Source organism: Streptomyces sp. NPDC093801 (assembly GCF_040701585.1).
Taxonomy (GTDB): Bacteria; Actinomycetota; Actinomycetes; order Streptomycetales; family Streptomycetaceae; genus Streptomyces.
Genome location: NZ_JBFBDP010000040.1, coordinates 1 through 23,030, shown reverse-complemented (window position 1 = coordinate 23,030; position 23,030 = coordinate 1). Strand labels below are relative to the sequence as shown.

6 protein-coding genes are annotated in these 23,030 nt (G+C 74.1%); all 6 read left to right on the top strand.

The window, feature by feature from the left end:
• The first annotated feature begins 16 nt into the window (after positions 1 to 16).
• The 6 genes from AB0469_RS34325 to AB0469_RS34300 all read left to right on the top strand — a co-directional run bounded on the left by AB0469_RS34325 (position 17) and on the right by AB0469_RS34300 (position 22,928).
• Positions 17 to 7,816 carry an amino acid adenylation domain-containing protein gene (locus AB0469_RS34325; protein ID WP_366455412.1) on the top strand — a complete coding sequence of 2,600 codons (7,800 nt, stop codon included), beginning with the start codon at positions 17 to 19 and terminating at the stop codon, positions 7,814 to 7,816.
• Positions 7,813 to 16,590, top strand: coding sequence for an amino acid adenylation domain-containing protein (locus AB0469_RS34320; protein WP_366455411.1), 8,778 nt, complete (start codon positions 7,813 to 7,815; stop codon positions 16,588 to 16,590). Before AB0469_RS34325 ends, AB0469_RS34320 begins: the two co-directional genes overlap by 4 nt.
• Positions 16,591 to 16,601: 11 nt before the next feature.
• Complete coding sequence (locus tag AB0469_RS34315) at positions 16,602 to 20,411, top strand: amino acid adenylation domain-containing protein (RefSeq protein ID WP_366455410.1); 3,810 nt, start codon at positions 16,602 to 16,604, stop codon at positions 20,409 to 20,411.
• 34 nt (positions 20,412 to 20,445) lie between these two features.
• On the top strand, positions 20,446 to 21,141 hold the full coding sequence (locus AB0469_RS34310) for an alpha/beta fold hydrolase (RefSeq protein WP_366455408.1): 696 nt from the start codon (positions 20,446 to 20,448) through the stop codon (positions 21,139 to 21,141).
• Positions 21,142 to 21,216: 75 nt separating this feature from the next.
• A complete protein-coding gene (locus AB0469_RS34305; protein WP_366455406.1) occupies positions 21,217 to 22,170 on the top strand; it encodes an ATP-binding cassette domain-containing protein in 954 nt (317 codons plus the stop codon).
• Complete coding sequence (locus tag AB0469_RS34300; protein ID WP_366455405.1) at positions 22,167 to 22,928, top strand: ABC transporter permease; 762 nt, start codon at positions 22,167 to 22,169, stop codon at positions 22,926 to 22,928. The genes AB0469_RS34305 and AB0469_RS34300 overlap by 4 nt, the downstream gene beginning before the upstream one ends.
• Positions 22,929 to 23,030: the final 102 nt, after the last annotated feature.

Here is a 23,030-nt window from a genome sequence, read left to right as displayed (position 1 = left end):
CGAATTTGGAGACACAATGATCCCGTTGTCGTTCGCGCAGCGCCGGCTGTGGTTCGTGGACCGGTTCGATGGCCCCTCGCCGACCTACAACGGCGCCTTCGCCCTGCGGCTGACCGGTGAGCTGGACGCGGGCGCGCTCGAGGCGGCGCTCGGCGACGTCGTCGACCGGCACGAGGTCCTCCGCACGGTGATCGTCGAGGGCGACGACGGGATCCCGCACCAGCGGGTCCTGGCGTCCGGGGAGAAGACGTTCGGCCTGCCGGTCCTCGACATCGCCCCGCAGGAGCGGGCGGCGGCGGTCGACCGGGCGGCCAAGGAGACCTTCGACCTGGCCGCCGACGCGCCGATCCGCGCCACGCTGCTGCGGACCGGCCCGGGCGAGCACACCCTCGTGCTCGTGGTGCACCACATCGCCCTGGACGGGGAGTCCCTCGGGCCGCTGCTGCGCGACCTCGCCGGGGCCTACGCGGCCCGCCGGGACGGAGCGGCCCCCGCGTGGGAGCCGCTCCCCGTCCAGTACGCGGACTACACGCTGTGGCAGCAGGACGTGCTCGGCGACGAGACGGACCCGGACAGCCTGGCCGCCGGACAGCTGGCGTACTGGCGCGAGGCCCTGGACGGCATGGCGCAGCCGCTGGCCCTGCCGACGGACCGCCCGCGCCCCAAGCGCACGGGCCCCGACGGCGGACTGGTCCGCTTCCCGGTCGAACCCGCTCTGCTCGCCGCCGTGGAGAAGCTGGCCGCGGAGCAGGACATCACCGTCTCCATGGTCATGCACTCGGCGCTGGCGGTGCTCCTGCACCACCTCGGCTGCGGCGACGACATCCCCATCGGCGCGCCCATCGCCGGCCGTACCGACGAGGAACTGCGCGACCTCGTCGGCTTCTTCGTCAACACCTGGGTGCTGCGCGTCGACCTCTCCGGGAACCCGACCTTCCGCGAGCTGCTCCTGCGGGTGCGGGACCGGGCGCTGGCCGCCTACGACAACCAGGACATCCCCTTCGAGCGGCTGGTGGAGCTGCTCAACCCGGACCGGTCCACCGCCTACCACCCCTTCTTCCAGGTGATGCTCGCCTGGCAGGAGCCCCTGGGGAAGCTGGAGTTCGCCGGTCTCACCGCCGAGTCCGAGACGCTGGAGACCGGAACGGCCAAGTTCGACCTGTTCTTCAACATGATCCCGGACGCCTCGGGCGGGGCGGAGGTCCGCCTGGAGTACGCCACCGACCTGTTCGACGGGGGCACGGTCGAGACCCTCGCGGCCCGGTTCGTGCGCGTGCTCGGCGCCCTCGCCGCCGACTCGGGCCGTACCGTCGGCGCCGTCGACGTCCTCGACGACGCCGAGCGCGAGCTGCTCCTCGACCGGTTCAACGACACCGCCGCCGCACTGCCCGCACGGACCGTCCCGCAGCTGTTCGAGGAGCAGGCGGCCAGGACGCCGGACGCCCCGGCGCTCGTGTGCGACGGCCGGACGCTGACCTACCGCGAGCTCGACGAACGGGCCAACACCGTCGCGTGGGAGCTGATCCGTCGCGGCGCCGGCCCGGAGGACCTCGTGGTGCTGGCGCTGCCGCGCACCGAGGACCTGGTCGCCGGCCTGCTCGGCATCCTCAAGTCCGGTGCCGGCTACGTGCCGGTGGACCCGCAGTACCTCGCCGGACGGGCGCGGACCGTGCTCTGCGAGGCCCGCCCGCGGCTCGTGCTCACGGACACCGCGACCGCCCGGGAACTGCCGGAGCACGAGGTTCCGACCGTCAACCTCGACGACCGCGCCGCCTGGGAGGCCGCGCCCGAGGGGGCGCCGGACGACGCCGCCCGCACCGCGCCGCTGGCCCCGGACAACCTGGCGTACGTGATGTACACCTCCGGCTCCACGGGCAAGCCGAAGGGCGCGGCGATCACCCACCGCAGCGTGGTCAACGGCGTACGGGAACTGGTGCGCGTCCTCGACGCGCCGCCCGGATGGAAGATGCTCTCGGGCACCTCCGTCAACTTCGACGTCTCGGTCTTCGAGCTGCTGACCACCCTGTCCACGGGCGGCACCGCCGAGGTCGTGGCGAACGCGCTGGCCCTCGCCGAACGGGACGGGTGGGACGGCCACGTCCTCAGCGGCGTCCCCTCGGTGCTCGGCGAGCTGGTGGGCCACCTGGAGAAGGCGCCCGACGTGCGCTCGGTCGTCTTCGCGGGCGACGTGCTCCCGGCCCGGCTGGTGCGGCAGGTGCGCGAGGCCCTGCCCGGCGCGCAGATCGTGAACTCCTACGGGCAGAGCGAGAGCTTCTACGCCACCGCGTTCTCCGTCGCGGCGTCCGGGGAGTGGGAGCGCGGCGAGGTCGCGCCCATCGGCACCCCGCTGGGGAACATGCGCGCCTACGTGCTGGGCCCCGGCCTGACCCCGGTCCCGCAGGGCGTGATCGGCGAGCTGTACGTGGTCGGGACCTGCCTCGGCCGCGGCTACCACGACCGCCCCGGCCTGACCGCCGAGCGCTTCGTGGCCAACCCGTTCGGCCCCGCGGGCGAGCGGATGTACCGCACGGGCGACCTGGCCCGCTGGAACGCCGACGGCGAGCTGGAGTGCGTCGGCCGCGGCGACGGCCAGGTCAAGGTGCGCGGCTTCCGCATCGAGACCGCCGAGGTCGAGGCCGCGCTCACCGCGCACCCGGGCATCAGCGAGGCCGTGGTCATCGGCCGCGAGGCGCCCTCGGGCGGCAAGCGGCTCGTCGCCTACGTGGTCCACACCGGCGAGGGGGCCGTCGGCGACGACGGCGCCGGCGGCATCGGCGACGTGGACGTCCAGGCCGGCGCCTCGGCCGCCGAGCTGCGCCGGTTCACCGCGGCCCGGCTGCCCGACTACATGGTGCCCTCGGCCTTCGTGGCCGTCGGCCGGCTGCCGCTCGGCCCGACCGGCAAGCTGGACCGCTCGGCGCTGCCCGAACCGGAGTTCCTCGGCGAGGCCTACCGGGAGCCGCGCACCGAGGCCGAGAAGATCATCACCGCGGCGTACGCGGACGTGCTCGGGGTCGACCGGGTCGGCGTCGACGACGACTTCTTCGCCGTGGGCGGGGACAGCCTGCGGTCGATCCAGGTCGTGGCGCGGGCCCGGGCCCGGGGCCTGGACCTCACCACGCGGGAGATCTTCGAGTGCCGCACGGCGGCCCGGCTGGCCGAGGCGGCCGCCGACCGCGGCGAGCGGGTGCCCGTCCTCGCGGAGCTCGACGGAGGCGGCGTCGGCCCGATGCCGCTCCAGCCGGTGGCCCGGCACGTGTTCGAGCACGGCGGCGGGCTGAACCGCTTCGCCATGTCGATCGTGCTGGACCTGCCCCGGGGCATCGACGCGGCCGGGCTGGCCGCGACGCTCGACGCCGTGCTGGACCGCCACGACCTGCTGCGCTCCCGGCTGGTGCGCGACGGCGGGGAGCCCTCCCTCGTCGTCCGCCCGCAGGGCTCCGTACGGGCCGCGGACCTGGTCCGCCGCGTCCCCGTCGCCGGCGGGTGGGACGACCCCGCGGCGCTGGAGGCCGCCACGGCGGAACTGGACGCCTCGGCCGGCCGGCTCGACCCCGAGGCCGGGACAATGGCGGACTTCGTCTGGTTCGCCGCGGACTCCGGCGAGGGCCGGCTCCTCGTGGTCCTGCACCACCTGGTCGTGGACGGCGTCTCCTGGCGCATCCTCATGTCCGACCTCGCCGAGGCCTGGCAGGCGGTCCGCTCCGGCCGCACCCCCGACCTGCCCGCCGTCGGCACCTCCGCCCGCCGCTGGGCGGCCGCCCTGGAGTCCGAGGCGCTCTCCCCGGAGCGGGAGGAGGAGCTGGACCACTGGCGCGACGTACTGGAGTCCGCCAACCTCCCGCTCGGCGAGCGCGCCTTCGACCCGGCCGTGGACGTGATGTCCACCCTCGACACCGTACGGGTGCAGCTGCCCGCCGAGGTCACCGAGGCCGTGCTGACCCGGCTCCCCGCGGCGTTCAAGGGCACCGGCACCGACGTGCTGCTCGCCGCCCTCGCCCTCGCGGTGAACCGCTGGCGCGGCGACGACCGCTCGACCCTGGTCCGGCTGGAGGGCCACGGCCGCGAGGAGGACGCCGTCCCCGGCGCCGACCTCTCCCGGACCGTCGGCTGGTTCACCAGCATGTACCCCGCCAGGGTCGACGTGCGGGGCGTGGACCTGGACGCCGTCCTGGCCGGCGGCCCCGCGGCCGGACAGGCGGTCAAGCTGGTCAAGGAGCAGCTGCGCGGCGTCCCGGACAAGGGCCTCGGCTATGGCCTGCTGCGCTGGCTGAACGAGGAGACGGCGGTCCAGCTGGAGGACTACGCGGCCCCGCAGATCGGCTTCAACTACCTCGGCCGGATCTCCGACGCCGACGTGCCCGAGCACCTGCGCGGCCAGGGCTGGGCCCCCTCCGGCTGGTCCTCCGAGCTGATCCCGGTGCCCGACCCGGACCTGCCCGCGCTGTCCGCGCTGGAGGTCAACTCGGTCGTCACCGACACCGCGGAGGGCGCCCGCCTCCAGACCGTGTTCATGTTCCCCACCGGCGTGCTCTCCCGCGAGCGGGCCTCCGCGCTGGCCGCCCTGTGGGTCGAGGTGCTGCACGGCATGGCCGCGTACGCCGCCCGCCCGCGGATCGGCGGGCTCACGCCCTCCGACGCCCCGCTGGTCCCGGTCGGCCAGGACGAGATCGACGGCTGGGAGGAGCGCCACGGCCGGCTGGTGCAGGTCTGGCCGCAGGCCCCCGGCCAGTCCGGCATCCAGTTCCAGGCGGCCCTCGCCGACGGCACCTTCGACGTCTACCACATGCAGTTCGTGCTGCACCTGTCCGGACCCGTGGACCCGGCGCGGATGCGGGCGGCCGGGCAGGCGCTCCTCGACCGCTACCCGAACCTGCGCTCCGCGTTCCTCGCCACCGCCGGGGGCGACCCGGTCCAGATCGTGGCCGAGCACGTCGCCGTGCCCTGGCGGCACCTCGACCTGACCGGCAGCGACGAGGCCGGGCAGGACGCCGCGCTCGACGCGGCCCTCGCCGCCGACCGGGCCGACCAGCTCGACCCCGCGCGGCCGCCGCTGATCCGCCTGGCCCTGCTCACCTGCGGGCCGCAGCGCTCCAAGCTCATCGTCACCGCCCACCACACCCTCTTCGACGGCTGGTCCTCGCCGCTGGTCATCAAGGACCTGGTCCGCCTCTACGCCGGCGACGAGGAGCTCCCCCCGGTCCGCGGCTACGGCGACTACCTCGCCTGGCTGTCCCGGCAGGACCGGGAGGCCTCCGCCGCCCGGTGGAAGGAGGAGCTCGACGGCTTCGAGCAGCCCACCCTGGTGGCCGCCGACCGCACCGCCCGGGGCGAGGCCGAGGCCCTCGGCCGCGTCGAGGTCCCGCTCTCCATCGACAGGGGCCGCGAGCTCGCCCGCCGCGCCGCCGAACTCGGCGTCACGCTGAACACCCTCCTCCAGGGCGCGTGGGCGGTCCTGCTCTCGAAGCTGACCGGACAGCACGACGTGGTGTTCGGCGCCGCCGTCAACGGCCGCCCGGCCGACCTGGCCGGCTCGGACGAGATGGTCGGCCTGTTCATCAACACCCTGCCGACCCGCGTCCGCTGCCGTCCGGCCGACACCCTGGCCGAGGTCGTCACCGGCCTCCAGGACCGGCAGGTGTCCCTGCTCGACCACCACTACTACGGCCTGGCCGACATCCAGCGCGGTGTCGGGCTGCCCTCCCTGTTCGACACCATCGTCGTCTTCGAGAACTACCCGATCGACCGCGAGGGCATCGTCGAGGCCAACGAGTCGGCGGGCTTCACGATCGACGCCATCCGGCCCTTCGCCGGCTCGCACTACCCGCTCACCCTCAACTCCTCCGACCCCTACCTGCGGCTCTCCCTCGACTACCAGACCACCCTCTTCGAGCGCGACGCCGCCGAGGTCCTCGCCGCCCGGCTCGTGCGGGTGCTGGACCGGATGCTGGAGGACCCCCGGACCCCCGTCGGCGCCGTGGACGTCCTGTCGGACGAGGAGCGGCACCGGCTGCTCGCCGGGGTCAACGACACGGCGCACCCCGTCACGGCGGACACCCTCCCGGGAGCCTTCGAGGCCCAGGTCCGGCGCGGGCCCGACCGGGTGGCGCTGATCGGCGAGCACGAGACCCTGACCTACGCCGAGTTCAACCGCCGCGCCAACCGCCTGGCGCACTGGCTCGTGGAGCAGGGCGCGGGCCCCGAGCGGCTGGTCGCCGTGAAGGTCCCCCGCTCCGTGGACCTGATGGTCGCCGTCTACGCCGTGGTGAAGGCCGGCGCCGCCTACGTCCCGGTCGACACCGAGCTGCCCGAGGACCGGGTCCGGCTCGTGCTGGAGAGCGCGGACCCGCTGCTCGTGCTCGACGCGGACCTCCCGGACGTCTCCGGATACCCGGACACGGACCCCGGGCGCGCCCTGTCCCCGGACCACGCCGCGTACGTCATCTTCACCTCCGGCTCCACCGGCCGCCCCAAGGGCGTCCAGGTGGCCCACGGGGCGATCATGAACCGGCTGGAGTGGGGCCTGTCCCACTTCGACGTGGGCCCGCAGGACCGGGTCCTGCTCAGCACGACGGCGAGCTTCGACGTCTCGGTGCCGGAGATCTTCGCGCCGCTCCAGGTGGGCGCCGCCGTGGTCATCGCGCGCCCCGACGGCCGCCGCGACCCGGCCTACCTCGCCGACCTGGTCCGGCGCGAGCGGGTCACCGGCGCGGACTTCGTGCCCTCCCTGCTGGAGGCCTTCGCCAACGAGCCCTCGGCCAAGGACTGCGACAGCCTGCGCTGGATCGAGGTCGCCGGCGAGGCGTTCCCGGCCGCCCTGGCCAACAAGGTCTCCGGCCTCCTCCCGGACCTCGGGGTGTACAACCTCTACGGCCCCACCGAGGCCTCCGTCGAGGTCACCGCCCACCGGCACGTGCCGGGCGCGGACCGGGTGCCGATCGGCGCACCCGTGTGGAACACGCAGGTGTACGTGCTCGACGCGGCGCTGCGCCCCGTCGCCCCCGGCGTCGCGGGCGAGCTCTACCTGGCCGGCACCGGGCTCGCCCGGGGCTACCTCGGCCAGACCGGCCTCACCTCGGAGCGCTTCGTCGCCTGCCCGTTCGGCGCGCCGGGCAGCCGGATGTACCGCACCGGGGACGTCGTCCGCTGGAACGGGGACGGCGAGGTCGAGTACATCGGCCGGTCCGACTTCCAGGTCAAGCTCCGCGGCTTCCGCATCGAACTCGGCGAGATCGAGCAGGTGATCGCCGCGCACCCGGACGTCGACGGAGCCGTCGCCCTGGTCCGCGAGGACCGCCCCGGCGACCAGCGCCTGGTCGTGTACGCGGTCCCGGCGGCCGGCCGGACCCCGGACCGGCTCGACCCCGCGGCCCTGACGGACCTGGCCCGCGAGCACCTGCCGGAGTACATGGTCCCCTCCGCGGTCGTACCGCTCGCCGAGCTCCCCTCCACGCCGAGCGGGAAGCTCGACCGCAAGGCACTGCCCGCACCGGACCTCCCCGCCCGGACCGAGCCCGGACGGGGCCCGCGCAACCCCACCGAGGAAACCCTGTGCCGGCTGTTCGCCGAGCTGCTGGGCGTGGAGGAGATCGGCATCGACGTCGACTTCTTCGACCACGGCGGGCACTCGCTGCTGGCCACCCGGCTCACCGGCCGCATCCGCAGCGCCCTCGACGTCGACGTGAAGGTCACGACGGTGTTCCGCAACCCGACCGTCGCCGGGCTGGCGGAGCAGATCGCGGAACTGGCCGAGTCGAACCGCCCGCAGCTGCGCCCCCGACTGGGCCAGATGACCGTATCGGAGAACCGTCGATGATCCCGCTGTCCTTCGCGCAACGCCGGATGTGGTTCCTCCACCGCCTGGAAGGCCCGACCGCCACCTACAACATCCCGTTCGTCCTGCGCCTCGACGGGCCGCTGGACACGCGGGCCCTGGCCGCGGCGGTGCGCGACGTCGTCACCCGGCACGAGAGCCTGCGCACCCTGATCGCGGAGGACGCGGACGGCACGCCCGAGCAGCTGATCCTGCCGCCGAAGGAGGCGGACCCGCAGTTCCGGGTGACCGACGCGGCCGCCGACGCCGTGGACGCCGCGCTGCGCGCCGCCGTGGCCGAGCCCTTCGACCTGGACACCGGACTGCCCCTGCGGGCGACCGTCTTCCGCGTCGCCCCGCAGGAGCACGTCCTGGCCTTCGTCTTCCACCACATCGCGGCGGACGGCGCCTCGATGGGGCCGTTCCTGCGGGACCTGATGGAGGCCTACGCGGCCCGCCACGCCGGGAAGGGGCCGGACTGGGAGCCGCTCCCCGTCCAGTACAAGGACTACACGCTGTGGCAGCAGCAGCTGCTCGGCGACGAGGACGACCCGCGGAGCATCGCGGCGGGCCAGCTGGACTACTGGCGCCGGGAGCTGGCCGACGTCCCGCAGCCGGTGAACCTCCCCCTGGACCGCCCCCGTCCGGCGGTGGCGAGCCACCGCGGCGGCCACGTCTCCTTCGAGCTGGAACCGGAACTCGTCGCCCGTCTCGGGAAACTCGCCGCCGAGCACGGCGCCACCACCCCCATGGCCGCCCAGGCCGCGCTCGCCGTCCTGCTCCAGAAGCTGGGCGGCGGCGAGGACGTCACGATCGGCAGCCCCATCGAGGGGCGCACCGAGGAAGCCCTCGGCGAGCTCATCGGGTTCTTCGTCAACACCTGGGTGCTGCGCGCCGACCTGTCGGGCGACCCGTCCTTCGGCGAGCTGCTCGACCAGGCCCGGGACAAGGCCCTGGCCGCCTACGACAACCAGGACGTCCCCTTCGAGCGGCTCGTGGAACTGATCGGCCTGGACCGCTCCACCTCCTACCAGCCGCTGTTCCAGACCATGCTGGCCTGGCAGTTCGTCTGGCCGGAGATCGAGATGCCGGGCCTGCGGGTCACCCCCGTCGCCCTGGGCACCGACACCGCCAAGTTCGACCTGTTCTTCAACATCGTCCCGGACGCCACCGGGCGCGCGCACGGCCGCCTGGAGTACGCGGCCGAACTGTTCGACCACCCCACGGCCGTCGCCGTTGTCGAGCGGTTCGTCCGCATCCTGGAACAGGCCGTCGCCGACCCCGCCCTGCGCCTCTCCGAGCTCGACGTCCTCGGCCGGGACGAGCGCGCCTGGCTGCTGGAGACCGCCAACGACACCGCCGGGCCGACCCTGGAGCCCGGCCTGGTGGAGGCCGTGGCCCGGCAGGCCCGCGAGATGCCCGACGCCCTCGCCGTCATCGGCGAGGACGAGTCCCTGACCTACGCCGAACTCGACGCGCGGGCGGACCGGCTGGCGCACTGGCTGACCGGACGCGGGGTGCGCCCCGAATCCCTGGTGGCCGTCCGCCTGCCCCGCTCGGCCGGACTCGTCGTCGCCCTGCTGGCGGTCCTCAAGTCCGGCGCGGCCTACGTCCCCGTCGACCCGGAACACCCGCAGTCCCGGATCGACTACATCCTCGCCGACTCGCGCCCGGCCCTCGTCCTCGACGCCGAGACGCTGGCCGGCGCCCTCGACGCCGCCGGCCACCCCGCCGCCGCGCCCGCCCCGCGCGTCTCTCCGGACAACACCGCGTACGTCATCTACACCTCGGGCTCCACCGGCAACCCCAAGGGCGTCAGCGTCCCGCGCGGGGCGCTGGACAACTTCCTGGCCACGATGGGCCGCACCGTCCCGCTGTCACCCGCCGACCGGTGGCTCGCCGTCACCACGGTCTCCTTCGACATCGCGGCACTGGAGCTGTACCTCCCGCTGGTCCACGGCGCGGCCGTCGTCCTCGCGGGCAAGGACACCCTCTCCGACCCGTCCGAGGTCGCGGCCGTGCTGCGCCGCCACGAGGTCTCCGTGGTCCAGGCCACCCCGGCGTTCTGGCAGGTGCTGCTCCAGCACGAGCCGGACGCCGCCCGGGGCCTGCGGGTCCTGACCGGCGGCGAGGCCCTCCCGGCCCGGCTCGCCGGGACGCTGGCCGACGCGGCCGCCGAGGTGTTCAACGTGTACGGCCCGACCGAGACCACCATCTGGTCCACCCTGGCGCGCGTCGAGGGCGGGGCCGGCGTGGCGATCGGCTCCCCGATCGGCAACACGCAGGTGTACGTGCTCGACGCCCGGCTGAACCCGGTCCCGCGCGGGGTCCAGGGCGAGCTGTACATCGCGGGCGACGGCCTGGCGCGCGGCTACCAGGGCCGGCCCGGGCTGACCTCCGAGCGGTTCACGGCCTGCCCGTTCGGCCCCGCAGGCACCCGTATGTACCGTACCGGCGACCTCGTGCGCTGGTCCGCCGACGGCCGCCTGGAGTACCTCGGACGCACCGACTTCCAGGTGAAGGTGCGGGGCTTCCGCATCGAACTGGGCGAGATCGAGAACGTCCTGGCCGCGCACCCCGCCGTGGCCCAGGCCGTGGTCGTGGTGCGGGAGGACCGGGAGGACGACAAGCGCCTCGTGGGCTACGTGGTCCCCGACCCGGAGGCCGCGGCCGCCGACGCCGACGGCCAGGTCGACGAGTGGCGCCAGGTCTACGACGAGACCTACGCCGAATCGGGCGACGAGGCGCTCGGCGAGGACTTCGAGCTGTGGACCTCCTCCTACGACGGCGAGCCGATCCCGCGCGCGCAGATGCTGGAGTGGCAGGACGCGGCGGTGGCGCAGGTGCTGCGGTACGCGCCGCGCCGGGTGCTGGAGATCGGTGTCGGCTCCGGCCTGCTGCTGGCGAAGATCGTCGGCGAGGTCGAGGAGTACTGGGGCACCGACATCTCGGCCACCGTCGTCGACCGGGTCCGCCGGCAGGCCGACCAGGCCGGCCACGGCGAGCGGGTCCGGCTCGGCGCCCAGGCCGCGGACGACGTGTCCGGGCTGCCCCGGGGCACGTTCGACACGATCGTCCTCAACTCGGTCGTCCAGTACTTCCCGAACGCCGGCTACCTCGACCGGGTGCTGTGCGCCGCCTTCGACCTGCTCGCCCCCGGCGGCCGGGTGATCGTCGGCGACGTGCGCAACGCCGCCACGCTGCGGATGCTGCTCACCGCCACGCAACGCGCGGCGCACCCCTACGCGGCGCCCGAGGAACTGCGCAGCCTCGTGGAGAAGGCCCTGTTGGCCGAACGGGAACTGGTCGTCGCCCCCGAGTGGTTCACCGACTGGGCCCAGGGCCGCCCCGTCGGCGTCGACATCCGGCTGAAGGCGGCGTCGGCGCACAACGAGCTGACCCGGCACCGCTACGAGGTCGTCCTGCACAAGGAGCCGCAAGGGGCGCTCGACCTGGCCGGAGTGCCGGCCGTGCCGTGGAGCGGACCCGACGACCTCGCCGAACGGGCGCTGACGGTGGACCGCTCGGGCCCGGTGCGCGTGACCGGGATCCCCAACGCGCGCCTCGCCGAGGAGTCCGCCGCCGCCGTCACGGCGGGCGTCCTCGACCCGGAGCACGCCCCGGCCGCCGCGCCCGCCGACCCGGAGGAACTGCGCCGCGCGGCCCTGGCGCACGGCCGGGACGCGGTCGTCACCTGGTCCGGTGCCGACGCGCGCCGCTTCGACCTGGTCCTGCTGCCCGCCCCGCAGCCCGGCACGCGGACCGTCACCGGTGCCTTCGCCGCCGCCGGCGGCGCGGCCGGGCGGATCCGGGCGAACGACCCCTCCCTCGCCAAGACGCTCGGCCCGCTGCTGGCCGAGCTCCCCGAATACCTGCGCGGGCGCCTGCCGGACTACATGGTGCCCACCGCGATCGTGCCGCTCTCGCGGATCCCGCTCACCCCGAACGGGAAGCTGAACCGCAGGGCCCTTCCGGTACCGGACTACGCCCGGGTCTCGACCGGCCGGGCGCCGCGCAACCCGCGCGAGGAGGCCCTGTGCGACCTCTTCGCCGAAGTCCTCGGCCTGGAACGGGTCGGCATAGACGACGACTACTTCGCCCTCGGCGGGGACAGCATCCGCTCCATCCAGGTCGTCGCCCGCGCCAAGGCACGCGGCACGGTCATCACCGTGCGGGAGATCTTCGAGCACCGCACGGTCGCCCGGCTCGCGGAACTGGTGGCCGGGCGGGACGAGGAGACCCCGGCCCTGGCCGAGCTGCCCGGAGGCGCCGTCGGCCGGGCCCCGCTGCCCCCGGAGGCCGAACGCCTCCTCGCCCACGGCGGCGGCATCGGCCGGCTGTGCACCGCCAGGGTGCTCACCCTGCCCGAGGGCACCGGCCGCGCGGAACTGGCCGCGGCGGTACGGGCCCTGCTGGACCGGCACGACGTCCTGCGCGCCCGCCTCGACCGCGAGGAGCCGGGCCTGTTCGTCGAGCCGTCCGCCGCCGTGGACGCCGACGCCCTGCTGCGGGAGGTCCACGGCGGCGACGTCCGGGCCGAGCTCGACGCCGCCGCGGGCCGCCTCGACCCGGACGCGGGCGTCATGACGCAGTTCGTCCGGCTCACCTCCGGCACGGGCGGCGACCGGCTGCTGTTCGTCGCGCACCGACTGGTCGCGGACCGCCCCTCCTGGCGGATCCTCCTCGCGGACCTGGTCAGCGCCTGGGAGCAGGCGCGCGAGGGCCGCACCCCGGTGCTGCCCCGCACCGGCACCTCCTACCGCCGCTGGGCCCACGCCCTGGCCGACCGGGCCGCCGAAACCGCCCCGCCCGAGCCGCAGGAGGCGGCGTACGAGGAGGACTTCCTCCTCGGGACCCGCCGGCCCGACCCGGTCCGCGACGACGTCGCCGCCGGCACGGACACGGTGCGGGTCACGGTCCCCGCGGACGTCACGGCGGACCTGCTCGGCCCGCTGCCCTCGGCGTACCGCGCCGGTACCGAGGACGGCCTGATCACCGCGCTGGCGCTGGCCCTGGCCCGGCTGCGCGAGACGCGCGGCCTGCCCGGCGGTCCGGTGCCGGTCCGGCTGGAGGGGCGGGACCGTGCCGAGCACGTGGTGCCCGGCGCCGACCTCTCACGCACGGTCGGCTGGCTCACCGCCGAGTTCCCGGCCCGCCTCGACGTGTCCGGCATCGACCTCGCGGACGCCTTCGACGGCGGTCCGGCCGCCGGCCGGGCCCTGAAGGCCGTCAAGGAGCAGGTGCGGGCGGTCGCCGGCCACGGCGTCGGACACCGGGCCCCCGCCGGGCGGCCCGCACCGCGGATCGGGTTCACCTACCTCGACCGTACCCCCGGCGCCGACCTGCCCGGGGACCCCGCCCACCCGGAGGCGGTCCCCGCACCGGACGCGGAGCCGCCCGCCGCCTCCGCGCTGGAGATCGGCGCGGCCGCCGTCCCCGCCCCCGGCGGAACCGAGCTGACCGCCACCTTCGCCTTCCCCGCCGGGGTGCTCCCCCGCGAGGAGGTGGCCGAGCTGGCCGGCCTGTGGGTCCGGGCGCTGACCGCCCTGGCCCGGCACGCCGCGGCCCCCGGCGCCGGCGGACTGACCCCGTCCGACGCGCCCCTCGTCGGCGTGGGCCAGGAGGAGATCGACACCTGGGAGGCCCGCTACGGCAGGCTGGCCGAGATCTGGCCGGCGACCCCGACCCAGTCCGGGATGCTCTTCCACACGCAGCTCGCCGGAAGCTCCTTCGACCCCTACCACAACCAGCTGGTGTTCCACCTCTCCGGCGAGGTCGACCCGGAGCGCATGCGCTGGGCCGGACAGGCCCTGCTGGAGCGCCACCCCAACCTCCGTGCCGCGTACGTCGACCGGGCCGACGGCGACGTCGTCCAGGTGGTGCCGGCCGGGGGCGTGGACCTGCCCTGGCAGTACCTCGACCTGACCGGCGCCGACGCCGCCGGGCGCACCGAGGCGTTCGAGCGGTTCCTCGTCGAGGACCGTGCCGCCCACTTCGCCGTGGACGCCCCGCCGCTCGTCCGGCTGTCCCTCGTCGTCACCGGACCCGGCCGCGCCGACCTCGTGATGACCTCCCACCACGTGCTCTTCGACGGCTGGTCCACACCCCTGCTGATGCGGGACCTGCTGCTGCTCTACGGCTCCCGCGGAGACCCGGCCGCCCTCCCCGCGGCCCCCGACTTCGGCGCGTTCCTGACCTGGCGCGCCCGGCAGGACGAGGAGGAGTCCGCCCGGGCGTGGACGGCCGAGCTCGACGGGGTCGAGGACCCCACCCTGCTCGCCCCCGGCGCCGAGGGCATCGGGGACGAGGGCGTCGAACAGCTCGACGTGCCGCTCCCGGCCGAGGACGCGCGGGCCCTGGCGGTGCGCGCCGCCGAGCTGGGCGTCACCGTCAACACCCTGGTCCAGGGCGCCTGGGGGCTGCTGCTCGGCCGGCTCACCGGCCGCCGGGACGTGGTGTTCGGCGCGACCGTCTCCGGTCGGCCGCCCGCCGTGACGGACGTGGACGCCATGGTCGGCATGTTCATCAACACCCTCCCCGTACGCCTCGCGTACGCGCCCGGCGACACCCTCGCCGAGATCCTCACCCGGCTCCAGGACCGGCAGGCCGGCCTGCTGGACCACCACCACCGCGGACTCACCGAGGTCCAGCGTGCCGTCGGCCGGCAGACCCTCTTCGACACGCTGTTCGTCTTCGAGTCCTACCCCGTCGACCGCGAGGGCCTCGCCGCCGCGAGCACCGCGGCGGACGGCATCGCCTTCACGGGCCTGCGCCCGGCCACGGCCACCAACTACCCGCTCGCCCTGATGGCGGCGGCCGACCCGCACCTCCAGCTGATCTTCCAGTACGCGCCGGGCGTCTTCGGCCGGGACGCGGTGGAGGTGATCGCCGACCGCCTCGTACGCGTCCTGCGGCAGGTGGCGGCCTCCCCGGAGCTCAAGGCCGCACAGCTGGAGGTCCTGGAGCCGGCCGAACGCGACCGGCTGCTCTCCGCCTTCAACGACACGGCCGTGCCCACCCCGGACACCACCGTGGGCGGCCTCGTCGAGGCGCAGGCCGCCCGGACCCCGGACGCGCCCGCCGTGGTCGCGGGGGACGAGTCCCTCACCTACCGCGAGCTGAACGCCCGGGCCGACCGCCTGGCGGGCGAACTCGCCCGGCGCGGCGTGGGACCGGAGTCGCTGGTCGCGCTGGCCCTGCCGAGGACCGCGGAGCTCGTCGTCGGACTGCTCGCGGTCCTGAAGGCGGGCGGCGCCTACCTTCCGGTCGACCCCCGGTACCCGAGCCGCCGCCTGGCGGCCATCCTCGCCGAGGCGCGCCCGCGCCTGGTCCTGACGGACACCGCGACGGCCGGGGCGCTTCCGGAGCACGAGGCCCCGGACCTCCTCCTCGACACGCTCGGCCCGGCCGGGGACGCCCCCGGGCCCGCCCGGCCGCCCCACCCGGACCAGCTGGCCTACGTGATGTACACCTCCGGCTCCTCGGGCACGCCCAAGGGCGTCGCCATCACCCACGCGAACATCGTCAACGGCGTGCTGGAACTCGCCTCCCGCGTGGGGATGGAGCCCGGCAAGCGGCTCCTCGCGGGCACGTCCGTCAACTTCGACGTCTCGGTGTTCGAGATCTTCACGACCCTCGCCGCCGGCGGCGTCGTCGAACTGGTCCGGGACGTCCTGGTGCTGGGCGAGCGGAAGGAGGGCTGGAGCGGCGGTGTCATCTCCACCGTCCCCTCCGCCTTCGCCGAACTCGTCGACGGCATTGCCGGCCGCACCGCCGTCGAGACGGTCGTCTTCGCCGGCGAGGCCCTGCCCTCCTCGCTCGTCGAGAAGGTGCGCGGTGCCTTCCCGGGCGTACGGGTCGTCAACGCCTACGGGCAGAGCGAGTCGTTCTACGCCACCGCCCACACCGTCTCCGGCACGGCCGCGGACCGGGCCGGCAGCGCCCCCGTCGGCACCCCGCTCGGGAACATGCGGACCTACGTCCTGGGACCCGACCTGGCACCGGTGCCCCAGGGGGCGGTCGGCGAGCTGTACGTCGGCGGCAACGTGGGCCGCGGCTACCAGGGCCGCGCCGACCTGACGGCGGACCGCTTCGTGGCCGACCCGTTCGGCCCGGCCGGCGCGCGCATGTACCGCACCGGCGACCTGGCCCGCTGGAACGGCGAGGACCGGCTGGAGTACGCGGGCCGCGCGGACGCGCAGGTCAAGGTGCGCGGCTTCCGCGTCGAGCCCGGCGAGGTCGAGGCCGCGCTCACCGCGCACCCCGCCGTCGCCCAGGCGGCCGTCATCGCCCGGCCGGCGGCGTCCGGCTCCGGCAGGCAGCTCGTCGCGTACGCCGTCCCCTCGGGCGCGACGGACGCCGAGGAGCTGCGCCGGTTCACCGCCGAGCGGCTGCCCGAATTCATGGTGCCCTCCGCCGTCGTGCTCCTGGACCGGCTGCCGCTGATGCCCAACGGCAAGCTGGACCGGGCCGCCCTGCCCGAGCCGGAGTTCACCGGCGCCCCCTACCGCGCGCCCCGCACCGCCCGCGAGGAAGCGCTGGTCGCGCTGTTCGCCGAGGTGCTCGGGCTGGAGCGGGTCGGCATCGACGACGGCTTCTTCGAGCTCGGCGGGCACTCCCTGCTCGCCACCCGGCTCATCAGCCGCGCCCGGACCGAGCTGGGGCTGGAGATACCCATCCGCAAGATCTTCGACCTGCCGACGGTGGCCGCGCTCGCACCGTGGCTGGAGGAATCGGCCGTCCCGCGTCGCCCCAGTCTGCGCCAGATGTTCGTATGAGGAGTGAAGCAATGATTCCGCTGTCCTTCGTGCAACGCCGCACATGGTTCCTGCACCAGCTGGAGGGTGCGGAGACCTGGAACATCTCCTCGGCGTTCCGGCTGACCGGGCGACTGGACGAGGACGCCCTCCTCGCCGCGCTCCGCGACCTCGTCGACCGGCACGAGATCCTGCGCACCATCTACCTGACGGACGACGACGGAGAGCCGTACCAGCTCGTCCTGCCGCTGGAGCGGGCGCTGGAGCAGGTCAGGGTGCCGGTGGCCGAGGTGGCCCCCGAGGACGTGTCCGCCGCCGTCGACGAGACCGTCGCGCACTGGTTCGACCTGGAGACGGAGATCCCCCTGCGGGCCCGCCTGCTGCGCTCCGGACCCGAGGAGCACGTCCTGGTCCTGGTCGTCCACCACATCGCCTCGGACGGCAGCTCGGGCGCGCCGCTGGCCCGCGACCTGGCCGCGGCCTACAACGCGCGCCGGGCCGGCCGGGCCCCGGACCGGGAGCCGCTGCCCGTCCAGTACAAGGACTTCACGATGTGGCAGCGCGAGGTCCTCGGCGACCTGGACGACCCGGGCAGCCTCGGCGCGCAGCAGATCGCCTACTGGCGGCGGGAGCTGGAGGGCGTCCCGCAGCCGCTGAACCTCCCGCTGGACCGCCCCCGTTCCGTCGAGGCGGGCACGGACGGCGACGCGGTGCCCATCCCCGTCGCCGCCGAGGTGATGGCCGGACTGCAGAGGCTCGCCGACGGGCGCGGGCTGACCATGTCGATGGTCATGCAGGCCGCGCTCGGGGTGCTGCTGGGCAAGCTCGGCGGCGGCGAGGACATCCCGGTCGGCACCCCGATCGCCGGCCGCACCGACGAGGCGCTGAACGACCTGATCGGATGCTTCGTCAACAACCTGGTCATCCGCATGGACCTCTCCGGAGACCCGACCTTCGCCGAACTGCTCGCCCAGGTGCGCGACAAGGCACTGGCCGCCTACGAGCACCAGGACGTGCCCTTCGAGGTGCTGGTCGAACGGCTCAACCCCGACCGCTCCGCCGCCTACCGGCCGTTCTTCCAGGTGATGTGCGGCTGGCAGAACACCGAGAAGTGGTCCCTCGAACTCGACGGCCTCGCGGTCGAGTACCGGCAGGCCCTCCTCGCGACCACCCAGGTCGACGTGTTCTTCAGCATGACCACGGACGAGACCGGCGCCCTGCGCGGCGACATCTCCTACGCCACCCACCTCTTCGACCGGGACACCGTCGAGGACATGGCCGCCCGCTACGCCCGCGTCCTGGAGCAGCTCGCCGCCGACCCGCAGGCCCGCATCGGCGACGTCGACGTCCTCGTCGACGGCGAGCGGGAGCGGCTGCTCGTCGAGGCCAACGACACCGCCGAGCCCACCCTCGAAGGCGGCCTGGTGCAGGCCCTCCGCCGGCGGGCCGAGGCCGCCCCGGACGCCCTCGCCCTCGTCTCCGAGGAGGAGACGCTCACCTACCGCGAGCTGGACGCCCGCTCGAACCGCCTCGCGCACTGGCTCGTCGACCGCGGTGTGCGGCCCGAGTCCCTGGTCGCCGTCTGCCTGCCGCGGACCGCGGACCTGCCGGTGGCCCTGCTCGCCGTGGTCAAGGCCGGCGGCGCCTACGTACCGGTCGACCCCGACCACCCGCGCTCGCGCATCGACTTCGTCCTCGAACAGGCCGGGCCGGCGCTCGTGCTCGACGCCGACGCCCTGGCCGCCGCCGACTACGGGCGCTACCCGGACTCCGCCCCCGAGGTCACCGTCCGCCCGGACAACACCCAGTACGTCATCTACACGTCCGGCTCGACCGGCACCCCCAAGGGCGTGGCTGTCCCGCGCGGCGCGGTGGCCAACTTCCTGGCCGCGGCCGGGCGCCGGTTCCCGATGACCGCCGCCGACCGGATGCTGTTCAGCACGACCGTCTCCTTCGACATGGCCAACACCGAGCTGTACCTCCCGTTCGTCTCCGGCGCCACCATGGTCCTGGCGAAGAAGGAGACCGTCACCGACCCGTCGGCCGTGGTCGCCCTGCTGCGCCGCCACGACGTCACCGTCGTCCAGGCCACCCCCGGCTTCTGGCAGATGCTGCTCACCCACGAGCCGGACGCCGCCCGGGGCCTGCGGATCATCACCGGCGCGGAGGCCGTCCCGGTCCGCCTCGCCGAGACCCTCGCAGAACAGGCCGCCGAGGCCGGCAACTGGTACGGCCCGTCGGAGACCACCACCTGGTCCACCACGGCCCCCCTCAAGGCGGGCGCCGGCGTCGCCATCGGCACGCCGATCGGCAACACGCAGGTCTACGTGCTCGACGCCCGGCTGCGCCCGGTCCCGCGCGGGGTGCAGGGCGAGCTGTACATCGCCGGAGACGGACTCGCGCGCGGCTACCAGGACCGTCCGGAGCTCACCGCCGAGCGGTTCGTGCCCTCCCCGTTCGGCCCCGCCGGCGCCCGCATGTACCGCACCGGCGACCTCGTGCGCTGGAACAAGGCGGGGCAGCTGGAGTACATCGCCCGCACCGACCACCAGGTCAAGGTCCGCGGGTTCCGGATCGAGCTCGGCGAGATCGAGCACGTGCTGGCCGGACACCCCGCCGTGTCGCAGGCGGCCGTCGTGGTGCGCGAGAACCGGCACGGCGACAAGAGCATCGTCGGCTACGTGGTGCCCGAGGCGGACGCCGGCGGGGCCGCCGCGCTGCTCCCGGAGCTCACCGCCCACCTGCGCGAACGCCTCCCGGAGTACATGGTGCCGTCCGCGCTGATCCCCCTCGCCGGGATCCCGCTGACCCCCAACGGCAAGCTCGACCGGCAGGCCCTGCCCGCGGAGCACGCCCCCGCCCCGGCCGGCGGGGCGCCGCGCAACTCCCACGAGGAGAGGCTGGCCGCCGTCTTCCGCGAACTGCTGGACCGGGAGGACGTCGGCGTCGACGACGACTTCTTCGCCCTCGGCGGCCACTCGCTGCTCGCCACCCGCCTCAGCGTCCGCATCCGCAAGGACTTCGACGTCGAGCTGCCGCTGAGGACGATCATCAAGTTCCCGACGGTGGCCGAGCTCGCCGCGCTGCTGCTCGCCGGCGCCGTTCCCGACGAGGTCGCCGACCCGTTCGGCGTCGTCCTGCCGCTCAACAGCGACCCCGGCACCGGCCGGAAGCCCCTGTGGTTCTTCCACGGCGGAGGCGGCCTGGGCTGGGCGTACTTCAGCTTCGTGACGCACGTGCAGGGCCGGCAGGCCTACGCCCTCCAGTCCCGCGGCGCCGACGGTCGGGCCCCGCTGGTGGAGTCCATCGACGAGATGGTCGACCACTTCATCGGGGAGATGCTGGAGATCCAGCCGGAGGGCCCCTTCAACCTGGTCGGCTGGTCCTACGGCGGCACCCTCGTCCAGGCCGTCGCGGCGGGCCTCGCCCGGCGCGGCCACGAGATCGCCCTCACGGCGATCCTGGACTCCCAGCCGGGCGGCCAGGGCTGGTCGGAGATCCACCGCAACAAGACGGTGGAGGACTACCGCGACGAGCTCGAGGACTTCTTCGGCCAGTACATCGGCACCGGGAACCAGCAGGAGTTCCTGGACAACATGTCCAGGGTCCTCGCCAACAACACGAACCTGATGATGGATTGGGAGTCCCCGGTCTACGACGGCGACGTCGTCTTCTTCCACGCCACCCTCAAGGACGAGATGTACGCCCATCTGTGGCGCCCCTACGTCCTCGGCACCATCGAGGAGCACGACGTGGCGGCCACCCACCACGAGATGAACCTCCCCGGACCCGTGTCCGAGGTCTTCGAGGTCCTCAACCGGAAGCTGGCGGACCTGGCATGACACACCGCCGGACGGATGATCGGAGCTGGTCGCGATGACGGAAACCACACTGCTCTGCGTGCCCTTCGCCGGAGCTGGCCCCTCGTTCTTCCACCCCTGGCGGGAGCTGGCCGCCGGCCGGTGGCGCGTGACCTCGGTCGAGCTGCCGGGGCGGGAGCGGCGGATCATGGAGGAGCCGTACCGCGACGTCTTCGAGGCGGCCAAGGGCTGCATCGACGACGTGGTCGCCGACCTCGGCGAAGGGGCGCGGACCGTCCTGTTCGGGCACAGCCTGGGCGCGGTCCTCGCCTACGAGCTGGCCCACCTGCTGGGCGAGCGCGGGGTGCGGGTCGAAGGGCTGGTCGTCAGCGGTTCGCCGGGCCCGTGGACCCAGCGCGAGCGGCGGGCGGCGGGGCTCCCGGACGAGGAGTTCCTCGCCCGGGTCGAGGAGTTCGCCGGGTTCCGGCACGAGGCCCTGGACCACCCGGAGATGCGCGAGCTGATCCTCCCCGTGCTCCAGGCCGACTGCGAGATGCACGAGAGCTACGTACCGAGCACCGACGTACCGCTGGCCGTGCCGATCTGCTCGCTGCGCGGGGCCGTCGACGGTCTGGTCACCGAGGAGGAGGCCCGGCAGTGGCAGGCGGCGACCACGGCCGGCTTCACCTATGCGGAGTTCCCCGGCGACCACATGTACCTGGTCGACGCCGGCCGGGAGGTCCTCGACGTGATCGCGGCGCAGTCCCTCTGATCAGCGGAGACGGACTCCAGCGCCGTGTCAGGGGCGTGACAGGTGGATGACAGGCCCGGAGAGGAAAGTGGAGGCATGAGAAGTTCAGCGATCGCAGTTTCAGGGCTGCGCAAGGCATACGGTGACAAGGTCGTGCTCGACGGCATCGACTTCGACGTCGCCGCGGGATCGGTCTTCTCCCTGCTCGGCCCGAACGGGGCGGGCAAGACGACGACGGTCAACGTCCTGACGACGTTGATGAAGGCCGACGCCGGCACGGTGCGCGTCGCCGGGCACGACGTGGCGACCGAGACCAGGCGGGTGCGCGGGGCCATCGGCGTCACCGGCCAGTTCGCCGCGGTCGACGAGCTGCTGTCCGGCCGGGAGAACCTCCAGCTGATGGCGGACCTGAAGCGCGTGCGCGACGGCGGCCGGGTGGTCACGGGACTGCTCGAGCGGTTCGACCTGGCGGAGTCGGCGGACAAGCAGGCCTCGACCTACTCCGGCGGTATGCGCCGGAAGCTGGACCTGGCGATGACCCTGGTCGGCAACCCGCAGGTGATCTTCCTGGACGAGCCGACGACGGGCCTCGACCCGCGCAGCCGGCGCACCATGTGGGGGATCGTCCGCGAGCTGGTGGCCGAGGGCACCACCATCTTCCTCACCACGCAGTACCTGGAGGAGGCCGACCAGCTCGCCGACCGCATCGCGGTCCTCAACCAGGGCCGGCTCGTCGCCCAGGGCACCCCCGAGGAGCTCAAGCGCCAGATCCCCGGCACCCACGTCCGGTTCCGCTTCGCCGACGTCGTCGAACTCGACGCCGCGGCCCGGGTCCTGACCGAGGCCGTCCGGGACGAGGAGGAGCTGACCCTGCGCGTCCCCGGCGACGGCGAGACGCGTTCGGTGCGGGCCCTGCTGGACCGGCTCGACGCGCACGCGCTCGACGCCCAGGAGTTCTCCGTACAGCGCCCCGACCTCGACGACGTCTTCCTCGCCCTGACCGACCAGTCGGGCACCGAGCACACCAGCAAGGAGGCGATCGCACAGTGAGCACGGTCTCGACGCCGTTGGCCGATTCGGCGATCATGCTGCGCCGCAACCTGAAGCACACCGTGCGCAACCCCGTCACGGTCTTCAACGCGGTCCTGTTCCCCATCATCATCATGCTCATGTTCGTCGGGGTGTTCGGCGGCGCCTTCAGCGTCGGCGAGGACTACGTCGACTACGCCACGCCCGGCCTGCTCGTGATGGCCATCAGCTACGGTCTGGGCGCCACCGCCACGGCCGTGAACGACGACATGACCAAGGGCATCATCAACCGCTTCAAGGTCATGGACGTCTCCCGCGGGGCGATGCTGACCGGACACGTCGTCATCACCTCGGTGCGCTGCCTGGTGGCCTGCGCCGCCATCATCGGCGTGGCCTTCGCGATGGGCTTCGACCCGGCCGCCACTGCCCTCGACTGGCTCGGCGTCGTCGGCGTCATCGTGCTGCTGAGCTTCGCGGCCGGCTGGCTCACCGTCGCCACGGGCCTGGCCGCCAAGACCGTGGAGTCGGCCGGCCTGGCCACCGTCCCGCTGATCATGCTGCCGTTCCTCAGCACCGCGTTCGTCCCCGCGGAGACCATGGGCACGGGCATCCGGCAGTTCGCCGAGTACCAGCCCTTCACCCCGATCATCGAGACCCTGCGCGGGCTGCTCACCGGCCACCCCTCGGGCGGCGACGCGCTCGCGGCCGTCGCCTGGTGCGTCGGGCTCGCCCTCCTCGGCTACGTGTGGGCGGTCTCCACGTTCAAGAAGCGGGCGTGACCCGGGCCTGAGAACGGATACGGAGACGGCGGCCGCCGGACCCCCGGCCGGGCCCGGGGCGACGGGGGTGCCTCCCTCGCCGCCGTCACCACCGTCCGCGGT

Coding starts and splice junctions, on each gene's coding strand:
- AB0469_RS34320 (WP_366455411.1), top strand. CDS start 7,813: ATGATCCCGCTGTCCTTCGCGCAACGCCGGATGTGGTTCCTCCACCGC.
- AB0469_RS34315 (WP_366455410.1), top strand. CDS start 16,602: ATGATTCCGCTGTCCTTCGTGCAACGCCGCACATGGTTCCTGCACCAG.
- AB0469_RS34310 (WP_366455408.1), top strand. CDS start 20,446: ATGACGGAAACCACACTGCTCTGCGTGCCCTTCGCCGGAGCTGGCCCC.
- AB0469_RS34305 (WP_366455406.1), top strand. CDS start 21,217: ATGAGAAGTTCAGCGATCGCAGTTTCAGGGCTGCGCAAGGCATACGGT.
- AB0469_RS34325 (WP_366455412.1), top strand. CDS start 17: ATGATCCCGTTGTCGTTCGCGCAGCGCCGGCTGTGGTTCGTGGACCGG.